The sequence below is a fragment of the Oribacterium sp. FC2011 genome, from assembly GCF_000701645.1.
Lineage (GTDB): Bacteria > Bacillota > Clostridia > Lachnospirales > Lachnospiraceae > Oribacterium.
The window spans coordinates 91,588-113,565 of the sequence record NZ_JNJM01000005.1 but is presented as its reverse complement, the minus strand read 5'-3'; the positions used below and the strand labels follow the sequence as shown (position 1 = coordinate 113,565).

Annotated in this window: 18 protein-coding genes and 1 tRNA gene; 15 read left to right on the top strand and 4 right to left on the bottom strand. The window is 43.2% G+C overall.

Features of this window, described 5'->3' with window-relative positions; translation table 11 throughout:
• Positions 1-229: 229 nt before the first annotated feature.
• The 3 genes from T357_RS0105600 to T357_RS0105590 all read left to right on the top strand — a co-directional run bounded on the left by T357_RS0105600 (position 230) and on the right by T357_RS0105590 (position 4,177).
• Positions 230-532, top strand: coding sequence for a DUF6110 family protein (locus T357_RS0105600; protein WP_031549611.1), 303 nt, complete (start codon positions 230-232; stop codon positions 530-532).
• Between the two features lie 89 nt (positions 533-621).
• Positions 622-2,718, top strand: a complete 2,097-nt coding sequence (locus tag T357_RS0105595) for a heavy metal translocating P-type ATPase (RefSeq protein ID WP_031549610.1) — start codon at positions 622-624, stop codon at positions 2,716-2,718.
• A gap of 187 nt (positions 2,719-2,905) precedes the next feature.
• Positions 2,906-4,177 (top strand): SPFH domain-containing protein, encoded by a 1,272-nt coding sequence (locus tag T357_RS0105590; RefSeq protein ID WP_031549608.1) that lies wholly within the window; start codon positions 2,906-2,908, stop codon positions 4,175-4,177.
• 61 nt (positions 4,178-4,238) lie between these two features.
• On the opposite strand, the gene T357_RS0105585 is transcribed toward T357_RS0105590, so the two are convergent.
• A tRNA-Arg gene (locus T357_RS0105585) sits at positions 4,239-4,311 on the bottom strand.
• 262 nt (positions 4,312-4,573) lie between these two features.
• Here T357_RS0105585 and T357_RS0105580 point away from each other — a divergent pair.
• Positions 4,574-5,437, top strand: a complete 864-nt coding sequence (locus T357_RS0105580) for a MurR/RpiR family transcriptional regulator (RefSeq protein WP_031549606.1) — start codon at positions 4,574-4,576, stop codon at positions 5,435-5,437.
• A 40-nt stretch (positions 5,438-5,477) separates the two neighbouring features.
• Here the strand turns inward: T357_RS0105580 and uvrB are convergent, their stop codons facing one another.
• Positions 5,478-7,472, bottom strand: a complete 1,995-nt coding sequence (gene uvrB / locus T357_RS0105575) for an excinuclease ABC subunit UvrB (protein WP_031549604.1) — start codon at positions 7,470-7,472, stop codon at positions 5,478-5,480.
• A 401-nt stretch (positions 7,473-7,873) separates the two neighbouring features.
• Here uvrB and leuB point away from each other — a divergent pair, with 401 nt between their 5' ends.
• The 5 genes from leuB to ftsH all read left to right on the top strand — a co-directional run bounded on the left by leuB (position 7,874) and on the right by ftsH (position 15,436).
• Complete coding sequence (gene leuB / locus T357_RS0105570) at positions 7,874-8,968, top strand: 3-isopropylmalate dehydrogenase (protein ID WP_031549602.1); 1,095 nt, start codon at positions 7,874-7,876, stop codon at positions 8,966-8,968.
• Between the two features lie 232 nt (positions 8,969-9,200).
• Positions 9,201-10,283 carry a 3-phosphoserine/phosphohydroxythreonine transaminase gene (gene serC, locus T357_RS0105565; RefSeq protein ID WP_031549600.1) on the top strand — a complete coding sequence of 361 codons (1,083 nt, stop codon included), beginning with the start codon at positions 9,201-9,203 and terminating at the stop codon, positions 10,281-10,283.
• A 21-nt stretch (positions 10,284-10,304) separates the two neighbouring features.
• Positions 10,305-11,474 (top strand): phosphoglycerate dehydrogenase, encoded by a 1,170-nt coding sequence (locus tag T357_RS0105560; protein WP_031549598.1) that lies wholly within the window; start codon positions 10,305-10,307, stop codon positions 11,472-11,474.
• A gap of 83 nt (positions 11,475-11,557) precedes the next feature.
• Positions 11,558-12,847, top strand: a complete 1,290-nt coding sequence (locus T357_RS0105555; protein ID WP_031549596.1) for a DUF1015 domain-containing protein — start codon at positions 11,558-11,560, stop codon at positions 12,845-12,847.
• A 405-nt stretch (positions 12,848-13,252) separates the two neighbouring features.
• Positions 13,253-15,436 (top strand): ATP-dependent zinc metalloprotease FtsH, encoded by a 2,184-nt coding sequence (gene ftsH, locus T357_RS0105550; RefSeq protein WP_081828064.1) that lies wholly within the window; start codon positions 13,253-13,255, stop codon positions 15,434-15,436.
• 111 nt (positions 15,437-15,547) lie between these two features.
• Here the strand turns inward: ftsH and T357_RS0105545 are convergent, their stop codons facing one another.
• Entirely contained in the window at positions 15,548-15,808 is a 261-nt protein-coding gene (locus tag T357_RS0105545) for a helix-turn-helix domain-containing protein (RefSeq protein WP_044916233.1), read from the bottom strand.
• A gap of 132 nt (positions 15,809-15,940) precedes the next feature.
• Here T357_RS0105545 and T357_RS0105540 point away from each other — a divergent pair, with 132 nt between their 5' ends.
• The 6 genes from T357_RS0105540 to T357_RS0105515 all read left to right on the top strand — a co-directional run bounded on the left by T357_RS0105540 (position 15,941) and on the right by T357_RS0105515 (position 21,264).
• The gene (locus T357_RS0105540; RefSeq protein ID WP_049962295.1) at positions 15,941-16,873 is read left to right on the top strand and encodes a metallophosphoesterase; all 933 of its coding nucleotides are present in this window, start codon (positions 15,941-15,943) and stop codon (positions 16,871-16,873) included.
• A gap of 11 nt (positions 16,874-16,884) precedes the next feature.
• On the top strand, positions 16,885-17,685 hold the full coding sequence (locus T357_RS0105535) for a segregation and condensation protein A (RefSeq protein ID WP_031549588.1): 801 nt from the start codon (positions 16,885-16,887) through the stop codon (positions 17,683-17,685).
• Between the two features lie 3 nt (positions 17,686-17,688).
• Positions 17,689-18,411 (top strand): SMC-Scp complex subunit ScpB, encoded by a 723-nt coding sequence (gene scpB / locus T357_RS0105530; RefSeq protein ID WP_081828072.1) that lies wholly within the window; start codon positions 17,689-17,691, stop codon positions 18,409-18,411.
• Positions 18,389-18,826, top strand: coding sequence for a dUTP diphosphatase (locus tag T357_RS0105525; protein WP_031549584.1), 438 nt, complete (start codon positions 18,389-18,391; stop codon positions 18,824-18,826). The genes scpB and T357_RS0105525 overlap by 23 nt, the downstream gene beginning before the upstream one ends.
• A 27-nt stretch (positions 18,827-18,853) precedes the next feature.
• The gene (locus T357_RS19050) at positions 18,854-19,480 is read left to right on the top strand and encodes a tetratricopeptide repeat protein (RefSeq protein WP_081828063.1); all 627 of its coding nucleotides are present in this window, start codon (positions 18,854-18,856) and stop codon (positions 19,478-19,480) included.
• A 437-nt stretch (positions 19,481-19,917) separates the two neighbouring features.
• On the top strand, positions 19,918-21,264 hold the full coding sequence (locus T357_RS0105515) for an aspartate aminotransferase type Ic (RefSeq protein ID WP_031549581.1): 1,347 nt from the start codon (positions 19,918-19,920) through the stop codon (positions 21,262-21,264).
• 110 nt (positions 21,265-21,374) lie between these two features.
• On the opposite strand, the gene T357_RS0105510 is transcribed toward T357_RS0105515, so the two are convergent.
• Positions 21,375-21,893: a DUF4364 family protein gene (locus T357_RS0105510; RefSeq protein ID WP_031549579.1), complete on the bottom strand. Its 519-nt coding sequence runs from the start codon at positions 21,891-21,893 to the stop codon at positions 21,375-21,377.
• Positions 21,894-21,978: the final 85 nt, after the last annotated feature.

The window sequence follows — 21,978 nt, the reverse complement described above, 5'->3', positions numbered from 1 at the left end:
GGATTCGCTTCGGTCTGCCTGATTTTTTTGCAGTTAGATATGATGTGTACAAGTTTCAAAACTAACCAAAGGATTTTTTTGTGAAAATTTGTAGAAATATTGATAAAATATAGACGTGACTAACGTAGGAACCGAAAATTATAATTTATATATAAAGTTAAAAAGGCTTGGTCGCGAAGAGTTAGCTTAACGACCGTACCTATATATAAAACCGAAAGGAGAACATATTATGTGGTTAACAGATTGTTTTTGTAAGATCAACTGGAAGAAGGTTGGCATTTTCGCCAGTGGATTTGCTTTTGGAACAGCAGGTCTCAAGATTCTTGCATCAAAGGATGCAAAGAAGGTTTATGTTCAGGCAACAGCTGCAGCACTTCGTGCTAAAGAGTGTGTTCTTGACACAGCAGCCTGCATTCAGGAAAATGCTGAGGACGTTCTTGCCGCTGCCAAGGAAGAAAACGAAAAGAGAGCCGCAGAGGTTATTACAGACGAGGATCTTCAGGAAGATATCGAGTCAGATGATGAGGCATGAGTTTAAATATTAGCTTTTGGAAATAATTGCTGATCAGGTACGAATCGGGCTTAACCCATTCGTATCTGACTCATGGAGGAAATATTAAAATGAAGATCATCATCCGTGATGAGAGCAGAGGGCGTATACGTTTTACTTTAGGTAAAAAAAGATTTACTGAAAAGCAGGCGGATATGCTCTTATATTATCTGCTTTCACTTGACCAGGTAGATAAAGCTAAGGTTTACCAGCGTACGGGAAGTGCGGCAGTCATATATACAGGAGATAAGCAGACTCTTTTAAAAGAGATACTGAAGTTTAGATTTGAATCTGATGAAATTGCGGCCCTTGTGCCTGAACATACAGGAAGAGCTCTTGCAAATGAGTATCAGGATCGTATCGTGACAAAGGTGGTTCTGCACTATCTTTTAAATGTGGTTCTTCCCCGGCCGCTCAGAAACCTTAAAGCACTTATTTTATCAGTTAAATATCTAAAAGAAGGCCTCAAATGTCTTTTGGAAAAAAGACTTGAAGTCCCTGTGCTGGATGCAACGGCCATCGGAGTATCAATGCTTCGGAACGATTTCAAGACCGCATCCAGCGTCATGTTTCTTCTCGGTATCGGTGACATCCTTGAAGAATGGACTCACAAAAAATCCGTGGAAGATCTTGCCCGGTCCATGGCTCTTACAGATGAGAAGGTCTGGGTTAAGAGTGGTGAAGACGAAGTTCTCGTTCCTGTCAAAAGTGTCAAAGCGGGAACATTGATATGCGTGCACATGGGCAGGCAGATACCTTTGGACGGAGTCGTTGTTGATGGCGAGGCTATGGTCAATCAGGCATCTCTCACAGGAGAGGGCGTTCCTGCTCACAAGGATGCAGGCGCTTATGTTTACGCCGGAACTGCCATAGAGGAAGGCGACCTCATTATCAGAGTTGAAAATGCCCAGGGTGCAACAAGATATGAAAAGATCATTAAGATGATCGAGGACTCCGAGAAACTGAAAGCCGGACTTGAAGCAAAGGCTTCAAATCTTGCGGACAGACTTGTGCCCTGGAGCTTTGCGGGAACAGGCTTGACATATCTTCTCACAGGAAATATTACAAAGGCTATATCCATTCTTATGGTGGATTTCTCCTGTGCTCTTAAGCTCAGCATGCCCGTATCGGTTCTTTCAGCCATGAGGGAAGCCCAGGATCACAATCTGACTGTTAAAGGCGGTCGTTATCTTGAAGCGGTGGCTGAGGCTGATACACTTATTTTCGATAAGACCGGAACCCTCACCAAGGCAACACCTACAGTTGCGGATATCATACCTTTTAACGGTATGGATGAAAAAGAAGTATTGAGAATTGCAGCCTGCCTTGAAGAGCATTACCCCCACAGCATAGCCAATGCAGTGGTGAAGAAGGCTGAAGAAGAGGGCCTTGACCATGAGGAAATGCATAAAGAAGTTCAGTATGTTGTGGCTCATGGAATAGCTTCACTTATTGACGGCAAGAAGGTAGTGATCGGAAGCTCACACTTCGTTTTTGAAGATGAGAAGGTGAAGATACCTGCAAAGGAAAAGAAAAAGTTCAATTCGATATCTACACAGTACTCACATCTTTACCTTGCCATTGGTGGAAAGCTTGCTGCTGTAATATGCATTGAAGACCCTCTCCGTCCGGAAGCTCCGGAAGTTATCAGAAAGCTTCATGAAGCCGGCTTCAAACACATAGTCATGATGACAGGAGATTCAAAGCACACAGCTGAGAATGTTGCTTCCATCGTTGGTGTTGATGAATTTTATGCGGAAGTATTGCCGGAGGATAAAGCATCCTTTGTTGAAAAGCAGAAATCTATGGGCCACAAGGTTATCATGGTGGGAGACGGAATCAACGATTCCCCTGCACTGAGCGCCGCCGATGTAGGCATTGCAATTTCGGAAGGTGCCCAGATCGCAAGAGACATTGCGGATATCACCATTTCAGGCTCTGACCTTGAAGGACTCCTGACACTAAAAGAAATCGCCAACGGTCTCATGAAGAGAGTAAATCACAATTACCACTTCATAATCGACTGGAACCTGGGCCTCATTGCACTCGGTCTCATGAGCATTATCCAGCCAAGAACCAGTGCCCTGTTCCATAACCTGAGCACCATAGGCATCGGAATGCACAGCCTCACCAATTTGCTTCCGGAGAAGAAAGCGAGAAACAAATAAATATTAATTTCAGTTTAAACGTTCATACGGTAGAACGAGCGGTTGGGCATCCATTTGAATGCCCGGCCGCTCGTTCCTTCACTACATAGATTTACTGAATCAATTATTATTGTTTCGAGAAAAAATTTGTTTTATAATTGAGGAAAATAAAACAGATTTTTAATAGTTTTAGAGGAGGAATGTAAATATGGGACTTTTGAGTGTTGCTGCGGGTGCTCTGAATACAGTTCTCGCCGATCAGTGGCGTGAATACTTCTACTGCGATTCCTTAAGCGAAAATGTGCTTATGACAAAGGGCTTACCCCGTAAAGCAAAGAACAATCAGAACACAAAAGGTTCAGACAACCTGATATCAAACGGATCGGTTGTAGCTGTTAATGAAGGACAGTGCATGATCATCGTTGACAATGGTGCCATCGTTGAAGTCAGTGCAGAACCCGGACAGTATGTGTACGATTCATCAACTGAGCCTTCTATCTTCTACGGCGGACTTGGAAAAGGTATCGTAGATTCCTTTAACCAGTGGAAGAAGCGTGTAGGCTTTGGTGGAGATACCGCAACAGACCAGAGAGTTTATTACTTCAACACAAAGGATATAATGGGAAACAAGTACGGAACCCAGAATCCTATCCCGTTCCGTCTTATTGACAAGAATATCAATCTGGATGTTGAATTCGGAGTACGCTGCCATGGTGAGTACAGCTACAGACTCATCGATCCTATCCTTTTCTACAAGAAAGTTTGCGGTAATGTTACAGACGAGTTCACACGTGACCGTATAGACAGTCAGCTTAAGTCAGAGCTTCTTACAGCACTGCAGCCTGCATTTGCAGATATTTCAGCAAAGGGAATCCGTTATTCCGAGTTGCCGGCACATGCAGATGATATAGCTGCAGCCCTTAACCAGCATCTTACAGAGACCTGGGGCAAGAATTATGGCGTAGAGATCGCTGCCTTCGGATTAAGCTCTGCTACTATCTCCGAGGCAGATGCAGAGAAGATCCAGACACTCCAGCTCAATGCTTCCCTTCGTGATCCGGGTATGGCAGGTGCTACACTTGCAGCAGCTCAGGCTCAGGCTATGAAGGATGCTGCAAACAATCAGAGTGCAGGACCTATGATGGCCTTTGCAGGTCTTAATATGGCTAATATGGCCGGTGGAATGAATACCGGAAATCTTTATAACATGGCTGCTCAACAGCAGCAGATGGCTCAGCAGGCTCAGCCACAGATGCAGCAGCCAGGAGCACCTGTAGCAGGAGTTGTAGCCGGCGGACCGGCTGAAGCTCCAAAGATGCAGGCAGGCAGCTGGACATGCGAGTGCGGAAGTGAGAATAACGGAAACTTCTGTACAAATTGCGGAAAGCCGAAACCACAGCCCAAGAACTGGTTCTGCCCACAGTGCGGAATTGAAAACACAGGAAACTTCTGCACAAACTGCGGAACAAAGAAGCCGTAATTCTTTAATTATTGAGAAAGAGAGTCACACCCAAAACCTTTAGGGAGTGACTCTCTTTTTCTGTTCCTAGACGGACTCGAACCGTCACTACAGGCGTCGGAGGCCTGCGCTCTATCCTGTTAAGCTATAGAAACAAATATGTTTTACGAACTTCTAGAGTATAAAACATTTGAATCCAAAAAACAAGACTGCACAAAAGAAGAAAAACCATATACAGCGATAAATAAAAGTGATATTTTTTAATACTCTTTAGATTGAAACTAATTTCCGAAAGTGTTATGATGTTATCAGTGTGATAAATCTGTCTCATGACTTAAACATCAACGTTAAGAAATGAGTGGGAGATGGATTTGGTATCGTTTCATAGAATATTTAGGCTTTTGAGAGGAGAAAGAAATGCAGGAGGATTATATCTCAAAAATTCGTTCCGCATATAATCAGTTTACTAAGGCTGAAAAAAAGGTAGCAGATTATATCCTGGCACATCCGAGAGAAGTATTGTTTATGTCTATATCAGACCTTGCGGAGGCTTGTGATGTAGGTGATACCTCTGTGTTCAGATTTTGCAAGACCATGAATGTGAAGGGATATCAGGAATTTAAAATGATGCTTTCCCTCAGCATGAGATCCGGCGAAACCGCAATACCCTCAACTGATGATGATGTCATAGATCTGGAAGATGATTTTGATAACCTTTCCAAAAAGGTTCTCATGGAAAATATTTCTGCAATAAAAGAGACCTACAACCTGATCGATGCCGCTCAGATGAAAGAAGTCATGAATGCCATGACATCAGCAGAAAGAATCGTATTCTTCGGAATAGGCACTTCAATGCTTACAGCCATGAAAGCCATGAATAAATTCCTGCGTATCGAACCGAAGGTTGTATGTAACATGGATGTCAATATGCAGCTTATCATGGCATCCACACTTACAGATAAGGATGTTGCACTGATCTTTTCCTACTCAGGCTCAACCAAGGATACAGTGGAAATTGCAAAGTATGCTAAAAAAGCCAATGCAAAAACCGTTGTGATCACAAGATTCGCAAAATCCCAACTCACCCAGTACGCCGACATCCTTTTACTTTGCGGAGCCAACGAAGGCAACCTCCAGACCGGTTCCACCTCCGCCGAAATATCCCAGCTCTTCCTTGTAGACGTCATGTACAGCGAGTACTACCGCCGCCACTACAAGAGATGCAAACCCATCTGGGACAGCACCACCGAAGCCGTCAAAGACAAAAACTACTTAGGTTAAAAATGAGCCAGAGGGGCATTCCCTCTGGCTCTTATAATGATTACTCGTCCTTGCTGAGTCTCTTCCTGATCTCCTCAATCCTGTCGCGGTACCTCGCTGCATCCTCGAAGTTAAGCTCGGTAGCTGCAGCCCTCATCTTCTTCGTAAGCTCCCTGATAAGCTTGTCGATCTCCTGATGATTCATGGATTCAATATCCTTCTTAATTCCGGTCTTATCATCAGAATCCGCCGCCCTTGAAATAGCGATAAGCTCCGCCACCGCCTTCTTGATAGTGGTAGGCGTGATATTGTGCTCCTCATTGTAAGCCATCTGAACCTTTCGGCGCCTGTTGGTCTCATCAATGGTACGTTTCATGGAGTCGGTAATGTTATCCGCATACATGATGACATGACCCTCTGAATTTCTTGCCGCACGACCTACCGTTTGAATAAGAGAAGTCTCCGAACGAAGGAAGCCCTCCTTATCAGCATCAAGAATCGCCACCAAGGCAACCTCAGGAATATCCAGACCCTCCCTCAACAGATTGATACCCACAAGAACATCAAACTTATCCAGACGCATATCCCTTATGATGGAAGCACGCTCCAAAGTATCTATATCCGAGTGTAGATATTTAACCCTGATCTCTGCATCCTTCAGATATTTGGTGAGATCCTCCGCCATACGCTTGGTTAATGTTGTCACCAGAATCTTATGGTTTGCCTTTGTCTCCTTGTGAATCTGGGCGATGAGATCATCAATCTGACCCTTGGTTGGACGAACATCTATTTCAGGATCCAGAAGACCCGTAGGCCTGATGATCTGCTCCGCCCTCAATAACTCATGATCAGCCTCATAATCACCGGGAGTTGCAGATACAAAAAGCATCTGATCAACCTTCTGCTCGAACTCTTCAAAATTAAGAGGACGGTTATCAAGCGCAGAAGGTAATCTGAAACCGAAATCCACAAGAGTGGTTTTTCTGGACAGATTTCCATTGTACATACCCCTTACCTGCGGAAGAGTAACATGTGACTCATCGATGATGATGAGATAGTCATCCGGAAAATAGTCCATAAGAGTGTAGGGTGGCTCACCGGGCTTTGCAAAATTCAGATGCCTTGTATAATTCTCGATACCTGAACAGAAGCCCGTCTCCTTAAGCATTTCCACATCATAATTGGTTCTTTCGGAAATACGCTGTGCCTCAATAAGCTTGTCATTATCCTTGAAGTACTTGACCCGCTCCTCAAGTTCGCTCAAGATATTCTCACATGCCAGATTCAGCTTTTCCTGAGGGATAACATAAGGACTTGCCGGAAAAATCATGATATGCTCCATGGTGGCTGTGGCCTTGGCGGTTAATGCATTTATACGTGTGATACGATCAATTTCATCCCCGAAAAACTCAACACGATAAGCCTCCTCGCCTTCACTTGCCGGAAAAACATCCACCACATCACCCATGACACGGAAAGTGCCACGCTTGAAATCCATGTCATTACGATTGTATTGAATGTCTATAAGCTGCCTTATAAACTGATCCCTGTCCTTCTGCATTCCGGGACGAAGAGATATTGCCATATTCAGATATTCCGTAGGCGCACCCAGACCATAGATACAGGAAACCGAAGAAACCACGATTACATCGTCACGCTCCGAAAGAGAAGCCATGGCAGAGTTCCTAAGCTTATCGATCTCATCATTGATATCCGAGTCCTTCTCAATATAAGTGTCAGTAGAAGGAACATAAGCCTCCGGCTGGTAATAGTCATAGTAGGACACAAAATATTCCACCGCATTCTCCGGAAAAAACTCCTTCATCTCGGAATAAAGCTGCGCCGCCAGAGTCTTATTATGAGAAATGATAAGCGTCGGCTTCTTCACCGCTTGTATAACATTAGCCATAGTAAATGTCTTACCCGACCCCGTAACTCCCAGCAGCGTCTCAAACTGATTGCCCTCTTTGAACCCCGCCACCAGCAAATCTATCGCCTGCGGCTGATCTCCTGTAGGCGCGTAATCAGAGTGTAGTTTAAATTCATGATGTTCCATATATAAAACCTCTTGTTATTTGTATTGTTGCATATGATGAGCAAGAGTCAGGGGGCATCCATTTAAAAGCGTAGAGCTGAGGTGAGAAAAATCAAAATAGCCCCCCTTAGAACCACTTGGTTCCCTTTTCCTTAGCCCCCTCGCCAAGTCTGAGTTTTCATAAAAGTAAACTCAGACATTGGCGAGGGCCTAGTGGTTCTTAGGGGGGCTGTTTTAGATTTTTCCACCGAAGCGACCCGCTTTTAAATGGATGCCCCCTGACTCTTGCGGCCCTACGGCTCATGGCCTGTCACATCACATTGTATCATATCAGTCATAGCGTATATATATTTGTTTTCTCATTATGGAATTGTAGTATAATATACATAATAGTTATATCAATTCATAGAGAGGAAAGACTGATGAATTACAAGATCGTAACAATTCCGGGAGACGGAATAGGACCTGAAATAGTCAGGGAAGCACAAAAGGTACTTGAAAAGGTGGCTAATGTTTACGGCCACAACTTCACCTTCGAAAAGGTACTCATGGGCGGCTGCTCCATAGATGCCTACGGAGTCCCCCTTACAGACGAAACCATAGAAAAATGCAAGAGTGCAGACGCAGTACTTATGGGTTCCATAGGAGGAAAAGTGGGAGTTTCCAAGTGGTATGAACTTCCTGCAGACAAGCGCCCGGAAGCAGGACTGCTGAAGCTCCGTAAGTCCCTGGGACTGTTCTGTAATCTGAGACCGGCACATCTTTATCCTGAACTCAAAAACGCCTGCCCGCTTAAAGAGTCCATAGCAGAAAAAGGCTTCGACGTAATGATGGTGCGAGAACTTACCGGCGGTCTTTACTTCGGCACCCGTAAAACAGAAATCGTAGACGGAGAGGAAGTGGCCATCGATACTCTCGAGTATCATGATTATGAGATCAGGCGTATAGCAAAGAAAGCCTTTGAAATAGCAGGAAAGAGAAATAAAAAGCTCACCTCTGTTGATAAGGCAAATGTTTTGGATTCCTCAAGACTCTGGAGAAAGATATTCAAAGAAGTATCAAAAGACTATCCTGAAGTGACACTGGAGGATGCACTTGTTGACTCAACCGCCATGCAGCTGGTCCGTAACCCGGCACAGTTTGACGTGGTAGCCACAGAGAACATGTTCGGAGACATTCTTTCCGATGAAATGGCAGAGATTGCAGGATCCCTGGGAATGCTTCCGTCGGCCTCCCTCCGTGAGGACAGCTTCGGCCTTTATGAGCCGTCAGGAGGATCCGCACCTGATATTGCAGGAAAGAATATAGCCAATCCTCTTGCAACCATACTCAGTGCAGCCATGCTCCTTAGATATTCCTTCAATCTTTCCGAGGAAGCAGATGCCATTGAGAATGCGGTGGAGAAAGCATTGGCACAGGGCTATCGTACCGGAGATATCCTTGAAGAAGGTGTTGAAGGTCTCAAACTTCTCCATACAGACGAAATGGGAGATAAGATCGCAGAGCTGATCGGCTGAATATTAAAAGATTAATTTACCTGTATGAGTCCAATGTTTCCTGCGGACACATACAGGTAAATGTATCTATATTAATACATAAAATTATTTTATATATACGATAAAGTCTAATGGTGCTATATTATGCACATATCCAAAAGCAATCGCGAAAAACATTTGTATAAAAGCAGGTTATACCTGATAAATACGTGTTTTATGGATGCCGTAAAATAAAATGAAGGGGAAACATATTATGAGCAGAGTTTACAATTTCAGTGCAGGTCCGGCAGTATTACCGGAGGAGGTTCTTAAAACAGCAGCAGCAGAGATGCTTGACTACCATGGAACAGGAATGTCTGTTATGGAGATGTCCCACAGATCAAAGGACTACCAGGCTATCATAGATACAGCAGAGGCTGATTTCAGAGAGCTCCTCAACGTACCTGATAATTACAAAGTACTTTTCCTTCAGGGAGGCGGAAACACACAGTTCGCCATGGTCCCTATGAACCTTATGAAGAATAAGGTTGCAGACTATATCCTTACAGGTCAGTGGGCTAAAAAAGCAGCCAAGGAAGCTGAAATGTACGGAAAAGTCAATATCATCGCAAGTTCTGCGGACAAGACTTTCTCATATATTCCCGATCTCACAAATCTGAAAATATCTGATGATGCGGATTACGTATACATTTGCCAGAACAACACAATCTATGGAACCACCTTCAAGGAGCTTCCTGATACAAAGGGCAAGCCGCTGGTTTCAGATGTTTCTTCAATGTTTTTAAGCGAACCTATGGATGTTTCAAAGTACGGTGTGCTTTGGGGCGGTGTTCAGAAGAATATCGGACCTGCCGGCGTAACCATCGTAGTTATCCGTGAAGACCTCATCACAGAAGATGTTCTTCCCGGAACACCTACCATGCTCCGTTACAAGATCCACGCAGACAACAAGTCACTTTACAACACACCTCCTTGCTACAATATCTACATTTGCGGACTTGTATTTAAATGGCTTAAGGAAATGGGCGGTCTTTCAGTTATGAAGGAGCGAAACGTTGAAAAGGCAAAGGTTCTTTACGATTACCTTGATGCTTCAAATATGTTCCATGGAACCGTTGTTCCCAAGGATCGTTCTCTTATGAATGTTCCGTTCGTAACAGGCAATGAAGAGCTTGATAAGAAGTTTATCTCAGAGGCTTCAGCAGCAGGCTTCAAGAACCTGAAGGGACACCGCACAGTAGGCGGTATGAGAGCTTCTATCTACAATGCTATGCCGAAGGAAGGTGTTGAAAAGCTTGTAGAGTTCATGGACAATTTTGAGAAGAACAATAAATAAGCGGAAGGGTCGTGAAATAATATGAAAGATCGTGAAATATTTTGCCTTAACAACATTAGCCGTGTGGGAACCACAAAATTCAGAAAGGGCTATACACTTGTAGACAGTATCGATAATGCAGCAGGCGTTCTTGTACGTTCTGCCGATATGAAGTCAATGGATTTTCCGAAGCCTCTTCGTGCCATCGGACGTGCCGGAGCCGGAGTAAACAACATCCCTATCGATAAGTGCTCCGAGCAGGGAATCGTTGTTTTCAACACACCGGGTGCCAATGCCAACGCCGTTAAGGAACTGGTTATCGCAGGACTTATGCTGGCAAGCCGTGATGTTATCGGAGGTGCAGAGTGGATCAAGGCCAATGCTTCCGACCCTGACATCGCAAAGAATGCTGAGAAAGCAAAAAAGAATTTTGCCGGAAATGAGATCAAGGGTAAGAAGCTTGGAGTTATCGGACTCGGAGCCATCGGTGTCCTGGTTGCCAATGCCGCAGTTGAACTTGGAATGGATGTTTATGGCTATGATCCATATCTTTCAGTAAATTCCGCCTGGAAATTAAGCCAGAAGGTTCATCACGCAGCAGTAGTTGATGAAATCTATGAGAAGTCAGACTATATCACGGTTCATGTTCCGGCACTTGATTCTACCAAGGGCATGATCAACAGAGATTCCATCAGCAGAATGAAGGACGGAGTTCACATCCTTAATTTTGCAAGAGACGTTTTGGTTAATGATGATGACATCGCAGAAGCATTGGCAAAGGGCAAAGTAAAGACCTATGTTACCGATTTCCCTAATGCTAAATCCGCTAACATGCAGGGAGCTGTTGTTCTTCCTCACCTTGGAGCATCAACTGAAGAAGCGGAAGATAACTGTGCGGTAATGGCAGTTGAGCAGGTACAGGATTATCTTGATAACGGTAATATCCATAACTCAGTCAATTTCCCTGAGACTGATATGGGAGTTTGCCAGAGCGGCGGACGTATCGCAATCCTTCACAGAAACATCCCCAACATGCTGGGACAGATCACAAAGGCTCTCGGCGATGCTTCCATAAACATTGACGGACTTCAGAATAAGTCAAAGGGTAATTTCGCTTATACCTTAATGGATATAGACAAGCATCTCACAGACGATGGACTGGAGAATCTTGGACAGATTGAAGGAATCCTGAGAGTCCGTAAGGTTAAGTGATAAGGATATCAGGATATGAAATATTTATCAGTCGAAGTGTGACTTCGACTGATTTTTGTGTATAAGACATAGGAGAATATGATATGGCAATAGTCAGGCCCTTTAAAGCCATTAGACCAAATATCGATGTTGTAAGTGAAGTAGCGGCACTTCCCTACGACGTTTATTCCAGAGCTGAAGCAAGGGAAGCAGTCAAGGGTCACCCGCTTTCTTTTTTAAACATTGACAGACCGGAAACCCAGTTTCCCGAGGATCAGGATATGTATGCTCCCGAGGTTTATGAAAAGGCCTCAGAACTTCTTTCCGAAAGAATAAAAGACGGTACCTATATAAGAGATAATGAAGCCTGCTTCTACGTTTATGAGCTAACAATGGACGGACGCACCCAGACCGGAATCGCAGCCCTGAGTTCAATTGATGATTATCTTAACGGAGTATGTAAAAAGCATGAAAACACGGTTGAAGAAAAAGAACAGGACCGTATAAAACATGTAGATACCTGCTCCTGTCAGACCGGCCCCATCTTCCTTGCCTACAGGGAGAAAAAAGAAATTTCCGATATAGTTAATGAGGCCAAGAAAAACAAAGCTGTCTATGATTTTGTTTCGGAAGACGGCATCAGACACAGAGTCTGGGTGATTTCTGAAAAGACCATTGTGGATCAGCTTGAAAAAGCATTCTCAGAAGTACCTGCCACCTACATTGCAGACGGTCATCACCGTGCAGCCAGCGCCGTTAAGGTAGGACTTAAAAGAAGAGAAGAACATCCGGACTATTCAGGAAAAGAAGAATTCAATTACTTCCTTTCAGTACTGTTCCCTGATGACCAGTTAAAGATCCTTGATTATAACCGTGTGGTGAAGGATCTGAGAGGCCATGATCCTGAAGAACTGATGCTGAGCATCGAAGAAAACTTTACCGTATTTAATGTAAAGGAAGCCTTCGTACCAAAGGTAAAAGGCGAGATGCTCATGTACATATCCGGCGAATGGTTCCTCCTCCGCGCCAAGGATGAAGTTGTGGAATCACGAAAGAACAATCCCGTTGCCTCCCTTGACGTTTCCATACTCCAGGACCTGATACTTGGACCATTACTCGGAATAGGAGACCCAAGAACAGACAAACGCATCGAATTCGTTGGCGGCATCCGCGGTTTAAAAGAACTGGAAAAACGTGTAAGCCAGCATACCTACAGCCATGCCATGGACGGGACCCTGGAAGAAACCGGCCCCGCCGTAGCTTTCGCCATGCATCCCACCGACATCCGTGAACTCCTCGATGTAGCCGACCACAACCTCCTGATGCCCCCCAAATCCACCTGGTTCGAGCCCAAACTCCGCTCCGGTATCTTCATACATGAATTCGAGAAATGACGGACAGCTTTGTATAGGTTTATTTGTGAATTTAGACCAGCCAGAGCCGGAGGACAGCCATTTAAAACCGTTAAGCTGAGTCTTGAAAAATCAAAATCGTCCCCCTTAGAACCACTTGGTTTCCTTTTTCCTTAGCCCCCTCGCCAAGTCAGATGTTGTCATAAGGAGAACTCTGACATTGGCGAGGGCCTAGTGGTTCTTAGGGGGACGATTTTAGATTTTTCCGACGAAGCGCCTCGGTTTTAAATGGCTGTCCTCCGGCTCAGGCGTCCGCTTTAAAAGCCTATAGTGAACCAACGCTTCACACAGTCTGTCTTGATTTTACTTCATGCGTTCTTTATAATTAAAAGTGCTTTAAAAGCAGAAGTCTGCCCATTTTAAATGGGTAAGGGAATGGAGTATTAGATGGATAACAATAACAGCCAGGGTAATGACGGAAAGAGATTTAATCATTCAAGTCAGACTTTTATCATTCTGATAATCGCCGCAGTTATTACTTTCTTTGTTTACACCATGATAAGAGGATTTTTCGTTTCAGGTGTTACACAGGAAGTAAGTTACACAGAGTTCATTTCAATGATAGACGGAAATCAGATTTCCGAAGTGGAGTGGGGTGACTCGGATATAACCATATATCTTAAGTCATCAGCAGAAGCTCCTGTCAAAAATTCTCCGGTAAATACAAAGGATCAGTACAGTCAGTATCTCAGCCAGATGAATGTGAGATATTATGTAGTGCCTGTCAATGCTGACGCCGAAAATCTTGTGGACCGCATGCTTCGTCATGGTGTCGAGATTTACAAGCTGAAGCCGGATAATTCAGGTTACATCATGGAAGCCATGATAAGCATAGTTATTCCTTTTGTGCTTATCTTTGTGATCATGAACATGACCATGCGCCGTATGGGAAACGGCGGCGGCGGTCTCATGGGAGTCGGAAAATCCACTGCCAAGATGTATATGCAGAAAGAGACCGGAGTTACCTTTAAGGACGTTGCCGGTGAAGACGAAGCCAAGGAATCACTGGTGGAAATTGTTGACTTCCTTCATAATCCAACGAAGTATACCGCTATTGGTGCAAAGCTTCCAAAGGGAGCCCTGCTTGTGGGACCTCCCGGAACCGGAAAAACACTTCTTGCAAAAGCCGTTGCAGGTGAAGCGCAGGTTCCGTTTTACAGCCTCTCCGGTTCAGATTTCGTTGAGATGTTTGTAGGTGTGGGTGCAAGCCGTGTAAGAGATCTTTTTAAGAATGCAACACAGTCTGCACCATGTATCATATTCATCGATGAGATCGATGCCATCGGTAAGACCAGAGATACAAGATACGGCGGTAACGATGAGCGTGAGCAGACCCTGAACCAGTTGCTTTCAGAGATGGATGGTTTTGATGCATCCAAGGGTATCATGGTCATGGGTGCCACCAACAGACCTGAGATTTTGGATCCCGCACTTCTCCGCCCGGGCCGTTTCGACAGACGTATAGTTGTGGAAAAACCTGACCTTAAAGGTCGTGTCAATATCCTCAAAGTTCATGCAAAGGATGTCCAGCTTGACGATAGTGTTGATTTCAATGAGATAGCCCTTGCAACTTCAGGTGCAGTAGGTGCGGATCTTGCCAACATGATGAATGAGGCAGCCATTACAGCTGTCAAGCATGGACGTAAGAAAGTGTCACAGGCTGATCTTTTCGAAGCAGTTGAAGTAGTTCTTGTTGGTAAGGAAAAGAAGGATCGTATCCTTTCTAAAGAGGAGAGACGTATCGTTTCCTATCATGAGGTTGGACATGCACTCGTATCAGCTATCCAGAAGGATGCAGAACCTGTACAGAAGATAACCATTGTTCCCAGAACCATGGGAGCCCTGGGATATGTTATGCAGGTACCTGAGGAAGAGAAATATCTCAATACCAAGGACGAACTTCATGCCATGCTTGTAGGTTATCTTGGTGGAAGAGCAGCTGAAGAGATAGTATTCGGCACAGTTACAACCGGTGCTTCCAATGACATCGAAAAAGCCACAAAGCTTGCAAGAGCCATGGTTACACAGTATGGTATGACTGAAAAGTTCGGACTTATGGGCCTTGCAACCCAGGAATCCATGTATCTCAATACCGGAAGAACAGTCATGAATTGTGGAGATGATACTGCCACACAGGTTGATCAGGAAGTTATGCGTATCCTTAAGGAATGCTACGAAGAGGCTAAGGAGATACTTAACCAGAACAGATTTGCACTTGATCGTATAGCTGAGTATCTTATTGAAAGAGAGACCATAACAGGAAAAGAGTTCTTACATATCCTTCATGATGTTCAGAAAGAAGAAGATATGAAGCTTCATCCGGAAAAGTATACTAACGAAAATGCTGAATCAGAGAATTCTGATGATGATAGCTCTGCCGAAATAATTCCAACTGTTGAGAATCCGGATACAGATTCTGTTTCAGAATCCGGATCACAGGAGAATAAAGGCAAGATGCCTTTTGAAGAAGTAAGAGCGAAATATGCTGCTAAGGAAGTTACAGAACAGCTCGATGATGCATCTCCTGTTAACGACGAAACTTCAGGAAAAGACAGTACATCTTCCGTATAATCAGTTTTTTTAAATTATAAAAGTGTCGGTAATTTATCCCGGCACTTTTTTTCTTCGCAGATTATCATTGGGTCTACATTAGAACGCAACAAATTCGGATGATAATGAGGTTTAAATGATTGCCGGTTTCTTTCCGTCGGGACATAAGATGAAAATATCAGAAGGATGGATGTTGAGTCGTAAGCACAGCATGGCTATGGACTTTAATGTGAGAGGCTGATCTTTTCTTAGTTTTTGTAACATACTTGAAGAAATATAGAGTTTATTCACCAGATCGTATTGAGAAAGTCTTTTCTTTTTGAGAGTGTTCCAGAACGGAGCATAAGAGATTACAGCTTCATAAGAAGACGGTTCTTCAAAATAATTGTTCATACTACTTGTTACCTTTTTGAGTGTGGGATTTATAGTTACAATTGCACGAAATATTAAAATATTGGAAAGAAATCCAAAGAGTTGTCAAGATTTAATAAACGCGCCGATTGACATAATATAACGAGAGGTTTTATGTTTTCAATTGTAATAAACACCATTCTTTTCATACTGATATTTGTCATAATCACTATAACTATGTCAAATTGGGAAAGAAATAACCCAAAAGTTTACCGGTATGTAATTCAATCCGGAAAACTGAATAAAGCTCACAGTTTTGTATATATAAGTGATCTTCACGAAAAAGAATTTGGTGAGAATAATGAAAAGCTTATAGAAATGATAGATGAACTGAATCCGGAATTTATCATAATCGGCGGTGATCTCATCAGATGCCGAAAGGTTAGTGATTCTGCGAAATATAAGGATAAAGATAAAATTGATGTTTCATTAAAGCTTTTGAATGATCTTAAAAGCAAATACAAGGTTTATTTCAGCTACGGAAATCATGAACTGCGACTCATGGATAAAGCCGGTTTCAATGATTGCAATGAGACCTCAAAATATGATAAATATATACAGGATATTTCTTTGGAGAGAGTCACACGTCTGAAGCAGGCATTGGAAGGTATAAAGGTATTGGACGATGAAACCGTAAGCTTCTCTGACTTTGATCTGACGGGCTTCACTCTGCCGCTTGATTACTACAGGCCTTTGTTTATGAGAACCAAAGAAATGCTTACAGAAGAGGACATTTCCCTTCATATTTCTAAACCTGATAAAGATAAATTCAATATCATTTTGCTTCATACACCTATGTATTATAAAGAAATGATAGACTATGGAGCAGATCTGGTTCTTTCGGGGCATTATCACGGAGGAACTGTAAGATTACCGGGTTTGGGAGCACTTATGACTCCGCAGTATCAGTTCTTTGTAAAAGAATGTGCAGGAGAATTTAAATATAAAACCGGAACATTGATAGACACCAGAGGACTGGGAACTCATTCTATAAATATACGTATCAATGACCGTCCGGAAATCAGCTTCATAACCATTGAACCATAAGGAAGTATTTTATGTCTGAAATCACATATAAACTGGATAAATTTGAAGGTCCGCTGGATCTTCTGCTCCATCTGATCGAGAGAGACAAGGTTGATATATTTGATATCCCTATTGTTCAGATCACTGCAGAATATCTTGAGTATGTCAGCAACATGGAAGAAGAGAATCTGGACATCGTTTCCGATTTCCTTGTTATGGCAGCAACTTTACTTGAGATTAAATCCCGAATGCTTCTCCCCAGAGAAGTGGATGAGGAAACCGGAGAGGAAGTTGACCCGAGAGCAGAACTTGTTGAGAGACTCCTTGAGTACAGAAAATACAAGCTTATGGGGCAGATACTTCAGGATCGTGAGGATGCTGCAGATAGATTCTATTACAAAGGCCCGACTATACCAAAGGAAGTGGAAAAGTATGTTCCGCCCATCGATCTGGATGATCTTTTGAAGAATGTTTCCCTGGAAAATCTCAAAACAGTTTTTGAAGATGTTATGAGACGTAAAGAGGATTCCATAGATAAGGTACGTTCAAAATTTGGTGTAATAAAGAAGGAAAAGATATCACTGGAAGGCCGTATCAGGGATGTTTTAAAGTATGTCCGTGGGCATCATAAGTTTTCTTTCAGACATATGATAAGAAAGAAAAAAGATAAAATGGATGTGGTAGTAAGCTTCCTTGCCATACTTGAGCTTATGAAAATGGGGCGTATAACCCTGGTTCAGGATACTCCTTTTGGAGATATGGATATAACTGAAGTTGAAGATCCAAATCAGAACGATGAAGAACTGGATCTTACAAATCTGGAGGACTTGTAATTGATGAATGATGTTGAACAGTTAAGACTTCCCATAGAAGGAGATGAGCTTTCCGAAAAGGAAAAGGCGCTTGCACAGGAAATAGACAGGGAATTTACCGATGAACTCCAGATGGAGGAGAATATTATAGAAGCCCTATTATTTGCGAAAGGAAATTCTGTCAGCCTTGAAGAAATAAAAACAGCTCTTGACTGTGGAGAAAAGCCGGCACTTAAGGCACTTGACAGATTGATAAAAAAATATGAAGAACGTCACGGAGGGATCATTATCCAAAAGGTAGGCAGTCATTACCAGATGACAACCAATCCTGAATGTTTTGACGGACTTATCAGAGTGGCAAAGCATCCCAAGAAGCCGGTGCTTTCAGATATTGTCATGGAAACTCTTGCTATAATCGCATATAAACAGCCGGTTACAAAGGCTGAGATTGAGAGAGTAAGAGGAGTATCATCGGATCACGCAGTCAACAAGCTTGTGGAGTACGGACTTGCCTACGAGGTTGGCCGTTTAAATGCTCCCGGCCGTCCGGCATTATTTGCCACCACAGAGGAGTTTTTGCGAAGATTTGGTGTAAGTTCTTTGGATAATCTTCCAAATCTCAACCCTGAAATGGAGGATGAGATCAAGAAGGAAGTTAACGAAGAAGTTATCGATATCATGGGAGCCGCACCGGACACAAATCAGGGAGATGAGGAGAATAAAGATGGAAAAGACAATCAGAATTAAGTACCACTCAAACGAAATTGAAAAACTTGAATATATAGCAGGAAAAAGCGACTGGATCGATCTGAGAGTTGCTGAGAACGTAACCCTTAAAAAGGGCGATTTCAAGCTGATCAGCATGGGTATCTCACTTCAGGTTCCTGAAGGTTACGAGATGCTCCTTGCGCCAAGAAGTTCAACCTTCAAAAACTTCGGACTCATCCAGACCAATTCTCTCGGAGTAATTGATGAGACCTATTGCGGTGACAATGACATTATACGCATGCCGGTATATGCAACAAGAGACACGGAACTTCACGTAAACGATCGTATCGCCCAGTTCCGTATTATTGAGCATCAGCCACATATAGTATTTGATGAAGTAGACTCTCTCGGAAATGCTGACAGAGGCGGATTCGGGTCTACAGGTAAGAACTAAGATTTCATTTGTCAGGTAGTATTAATCATGTTTAAAAACAGACCAATATTGAAATTCACAAGAAAAACAATCATCATAGCTTCAATGCTTTTTCTTACAGCCTGTTCCTCAAAGAAGGTATATGAACTTCGGGAAAAGGGCATAGAAGAACTTCAGATGGCTAAATACGAGCAGGCAATTGAGACCTTCAACGAAGCTTTGGATAACAGTAACGGAAAAGTTACCGAAACCCAGTTTGATATACTTCTCTACAGAGCAGAAGCCGAATATATGCTGGGAAACTATGAAGCAGCTCAGAAGACCATTGATACATTAAGAGAGGTTGATGGAGATAAGGAAAGCTATCTTAAGTTCCAGGGCCAGCTTGATGCTAAAAAGCTGATAGCAGAGGCAACCGAAGCTCTGAACAACAACGATCCGGAAACGGCAAGAGAGAAGCTTGATTCAGCAAAGGCAGCAGGAATCTCCAACGACCGTGATCTTCAGTTTGACGAGATAGTCTACCTTGAGAAAACCGCAAAATGGCGCGAAGCCTACGAGGCAGTACAAAATTATCTCACCCAGTTCCCCGGAGACGAAGACGCCGAGCGGGAAAAATTTTTCCTCGAAACCCGAGTCGAAGCGTTAGACAGTAACCCTTTACTTTCAGAATAGTGTGGGTAGAGCGGTCGGACATCCATTTGAATGCGTTGAGCTGAGTCGAGAAAAATCAAGACAGACCCCCTTAGAACCACTTGGTTCCTTTTTCCTTAGATCCCTCGCCAAGTCAGATTTTTCATAAAGAAAACATCTGACATTTCTGCCCAGGATTTGTTTTTTAATCCTGGGAGCCGCGCGGCTTTGAGCGGTTCAAAAGAATCCGAGAGGATTCTTTCTTTGGCGAGGGCCTAGTGGTTCTTAGGGGGTCTGTCTTAGATTTTTCCGACGAAGCGACTCGCATTCAAATGGATGTCCGACCACTTGTTCAATGTGTACTGGATTATCCCTGCTATCACGAAGAGTTATGGATTTCTACCACCCGACGCTTGCAAGCATCGGGCTTTTTGATTATACTCGGAAAGTATAAAAACATAACAGGCGGGAGGCCACTTATGAAAGCTTACACAAAAATGACAAAAGAAGAGCTTCAGAAGGAGCTTGTGAATCTTAAAAAAGAGTATGAAAAATATCAGGCAATGGAAATGAGCCTTGATATGAGCCGCGGAAAACCATGCAAAGAGCAGCTCGATCTCAGCATGGGACTCATGGACGCCCTTACCAGCGGTGCCGACATGTATTGTGAAGACGGAACTGACTGCAGAAATTACGGTGTTCTGGGAGGAATAGATGAGGCCAAGGTTCTTCTTTCTGACATGATGGAGAATAATCCCAACAACATTATCATTTATGGAAATTCATCCCTGAACGTAATGTATGACTCGATTTCCAGATCCATGACACATGGCGTTATGGGAAATACACCCTGGTGTAAGCTTGATAAGGTTAAGTGGCTCTGTCCTGTACCGGGATATGACAGACATTTCGGAATAACCGAGTATTTTGGCATTGAGATGATCAATGTTCCTATGACACCAACCGGACCTGATATGGATATGGTGGAAAAGCTTGTAAGTGAAGACGAAACTATAAAGGGAATCTGGTGCGTTCCCAAGTATTCCAATCCTCAAGGCTACAGCTATAATGACGAAACAGTCCGTCGTTTTGCCAGACTCCGTCCTGCTGCCAAGGATTTCAGAATTTATTGGGACAATGCTTACGGCATCCATCATCTTTATGATAAAAATCAGGATTACCTTATTGAAATCCTTGCCGAGTGTAAACGTGCGGGAAATCCTGATCTGGTATATAAATTTGCATCCACTTCCAAGATAACCTTCCCTGGTTCGGGAATTGCGGCACTGGCTACCTCATCAAACAACCTGGATGATATAAGAAATCAGATGCAGCATCAGACTATCGGATACGATAAGGTTAACCAGCTCCGTCATGTACGTTTCTTCAAGGATATTCATGGTATGGTAGAGCATATGCGTAAGCATGCGGATATCATCAGACCAAAGTTTGAAATGGTTGAAAAGATTTTTGCCGAAAAGCTTGATGGCCTTGGAATAGGAGAATGGACTAAGCCTAACGGAGGATATTTTATCAGCTTTGATACTATGGATGGCTGTGCAAAGTCTGTTGTAGATCATTGCAAGAAAGCAGGTGTCAAGCTCACAGGTGCCGGAGCTACCTTCCCTTACCATAAGGACCCTAAGGACAGCAATATCCGTATCGCACCAACATATCCGCCACTTGAAGACCTTAAGACAGCTGCCGATCTGTTCACACTCTGCGTCAAGCTTGTTTCTGCCGAAAAGCTTCTTTCTCAGAAAACCGGCGAGGACATCGAGACTCTGGATGCAGAAAAGCCTGAAGAGGTTATTGTAAAAGGTTAATGATAAAAATAAGGACGGTTCTTGATGAACCGTCCTTATTTTTAAGCTTATTTACGGGGTACTGTTCTCGCCGGCGAGAACAGTACCCCGTAGATTTCTTTCAACAGTTTTCAACTTAACAACTGCTTTACTATGAATGCATATATCTCCTGATTTTTCTCACTCCACCTTACGCACATTCTCTCGGCAGATTCCTTATCCGGTACATTGATGTCCAGAGCATAGAGAATGGAGTTTTCTTCCCTGACTTCAGCGTGAACGATGTAATCGCCGCCTTCGGTTTCGTAATAATCTGTAAAATTCGAGGATTCCTGACGGAGTTTTATCTTGTTTTCCTTTAGAAAGTCATCCATATCCTTGATGGCACCGGAGGAGATATCATTTCCGAAGAGGTCAACAGTATTGGAACCTTCCTGGGTGATCTCATAGCGGGTTGATTTCTTGCTCTGATGGGTTTTTATAAAGCCTGCATCATCAAGTTCTGAAATGGCCTGCTGTAATGTGAAATAGGTTGTGTATTCGTAATCAAGGAAAAATCCGCTTAACTGATTGTTTGTTAAAGGATAGTTTACGGTTTTTAATAAGTATAAGATCATAAGCTTATACAGTGTGATAGGTTCTGTTATCATATAAGATTCCTTTACTGGTTTAATGTAAAAGCCCGAAAACGATAGTGGAAGTCTTTTCGTTCTTCGCCTATACAATGATACCAAC

Coding starts and splice junctions, on each gene's coding strand:
- T357_RS0105600 (WP_031549611.1), top strand. CDS start 230: ATGTGGTTAACAGATTGTTTTTGTAAGATCAACTGGAAGAAGGTTGGC.
- T357_RS0105595 (WP_031549610.1), top strand. CDS start 622: ATGAAGATCATCATCCGTGATGAGAGCAGAGGGCGTATACGTTTTACT.
- T357_RS0105590 (WP_031549608.1), top strand. CDS start 2,906: ATGGGACTTTTGAGTGTTGCTGCGGGTGCTCTGAATACAGTTCTCGCC.
- T357_RS0105580 (WP_031549606.1), top strand. CDS start 4,574: ATGCAGGAGGATTATATCTCAAAAATTCGTTCCGCATATAATCAGTTT.
- uvrB (WP_031549604.1), bottom strand. CDS start 7,472: ATGGAACATCATGAATTTAAACTACACTCTGATTACGCGCCTACAGGA.
- leuB (WP_031549602.1), top strand. CDS start 7,874: ATGAATTACAAGATCGTAACAATTCCGGGAGACGGAATAGGACCTGAA.
- serC (WP_031549600.1), top strand. CDS start 9,201: ATGAGCAGAGTTTACAATTTCAGTGCAGGTCCGGCAGTATTACCGGAG.
- T357_RS0105560 (WP_031549598.1), top strand. CDS start 10,305: ATGAAAGATCGTGAAATATTTTGCCTTAACAACATTAGCCGTGTGGGA.
- T357_RS0105555 (WP_031549596.1), top strand. CDS start 11,558: ATGGCAATAGTCAGGCCCTTTAAAGCCATTAGACCAAATATCGATGTT.
- ftsH (WP_081828064.1), top strand. CDS start 13,253: ATGGATAACAATAACAGCCAGGGTAATGACGGAAAGAGATTTAATCAT.
- T357_RS0105545 (WP_044916233.1), bottom strand. CDS start 15,808: ATGAACAATTATTTTGAAGAACCGTCTTCTTATGAAGCTGTAATCTCT.
- T357_RS0105540 (WP_049962295.1), top strand. CDS start 15,941: ATGTTTTCAATTGTAATAAACACCATTCTTTTCATACTGATATTTGTC.
- T357_RS0105535 (WP_031549588.1), top strand. CDS start 16,885: ATGTCTGAAATCACATATAAACTGGATAAATTTGAAGGTCCGCTGGAT.
- scpB (WP_081828072.1), top strand. CDS start 17,689: ATGAATGATGTTGAACAGTTAAGACTTCCCATAGAAGGAGATGAGCTT.
- T357_RS0105525 (WP_031549584.1), top strand. CDS start 18,389: ATGGAAAAGACAATCAGAATTAAGTACCACTCAAACGAAATTGAAAAA.
- T357_RS19050 (WP_081828063.1), top strand. CDS start 18,854: ATGTTTAAAAACAGACCAATATTGAAATTCACAAGAAAAACAATCATC.
- T357_RS0105515 (WP_031549581.1), top strand. CDS start 19,918: ATGAAAGCTTACACAAAAATGACAAAAGAAGAGCTTCAGAAGGAGCTT.
- T357_RS0105510 (WP_031549579.1), bottom strand. CDS start 21,893: ATGATAACAGAACCTATCACACTGTATAAGCTTATGATCTTATACTTA.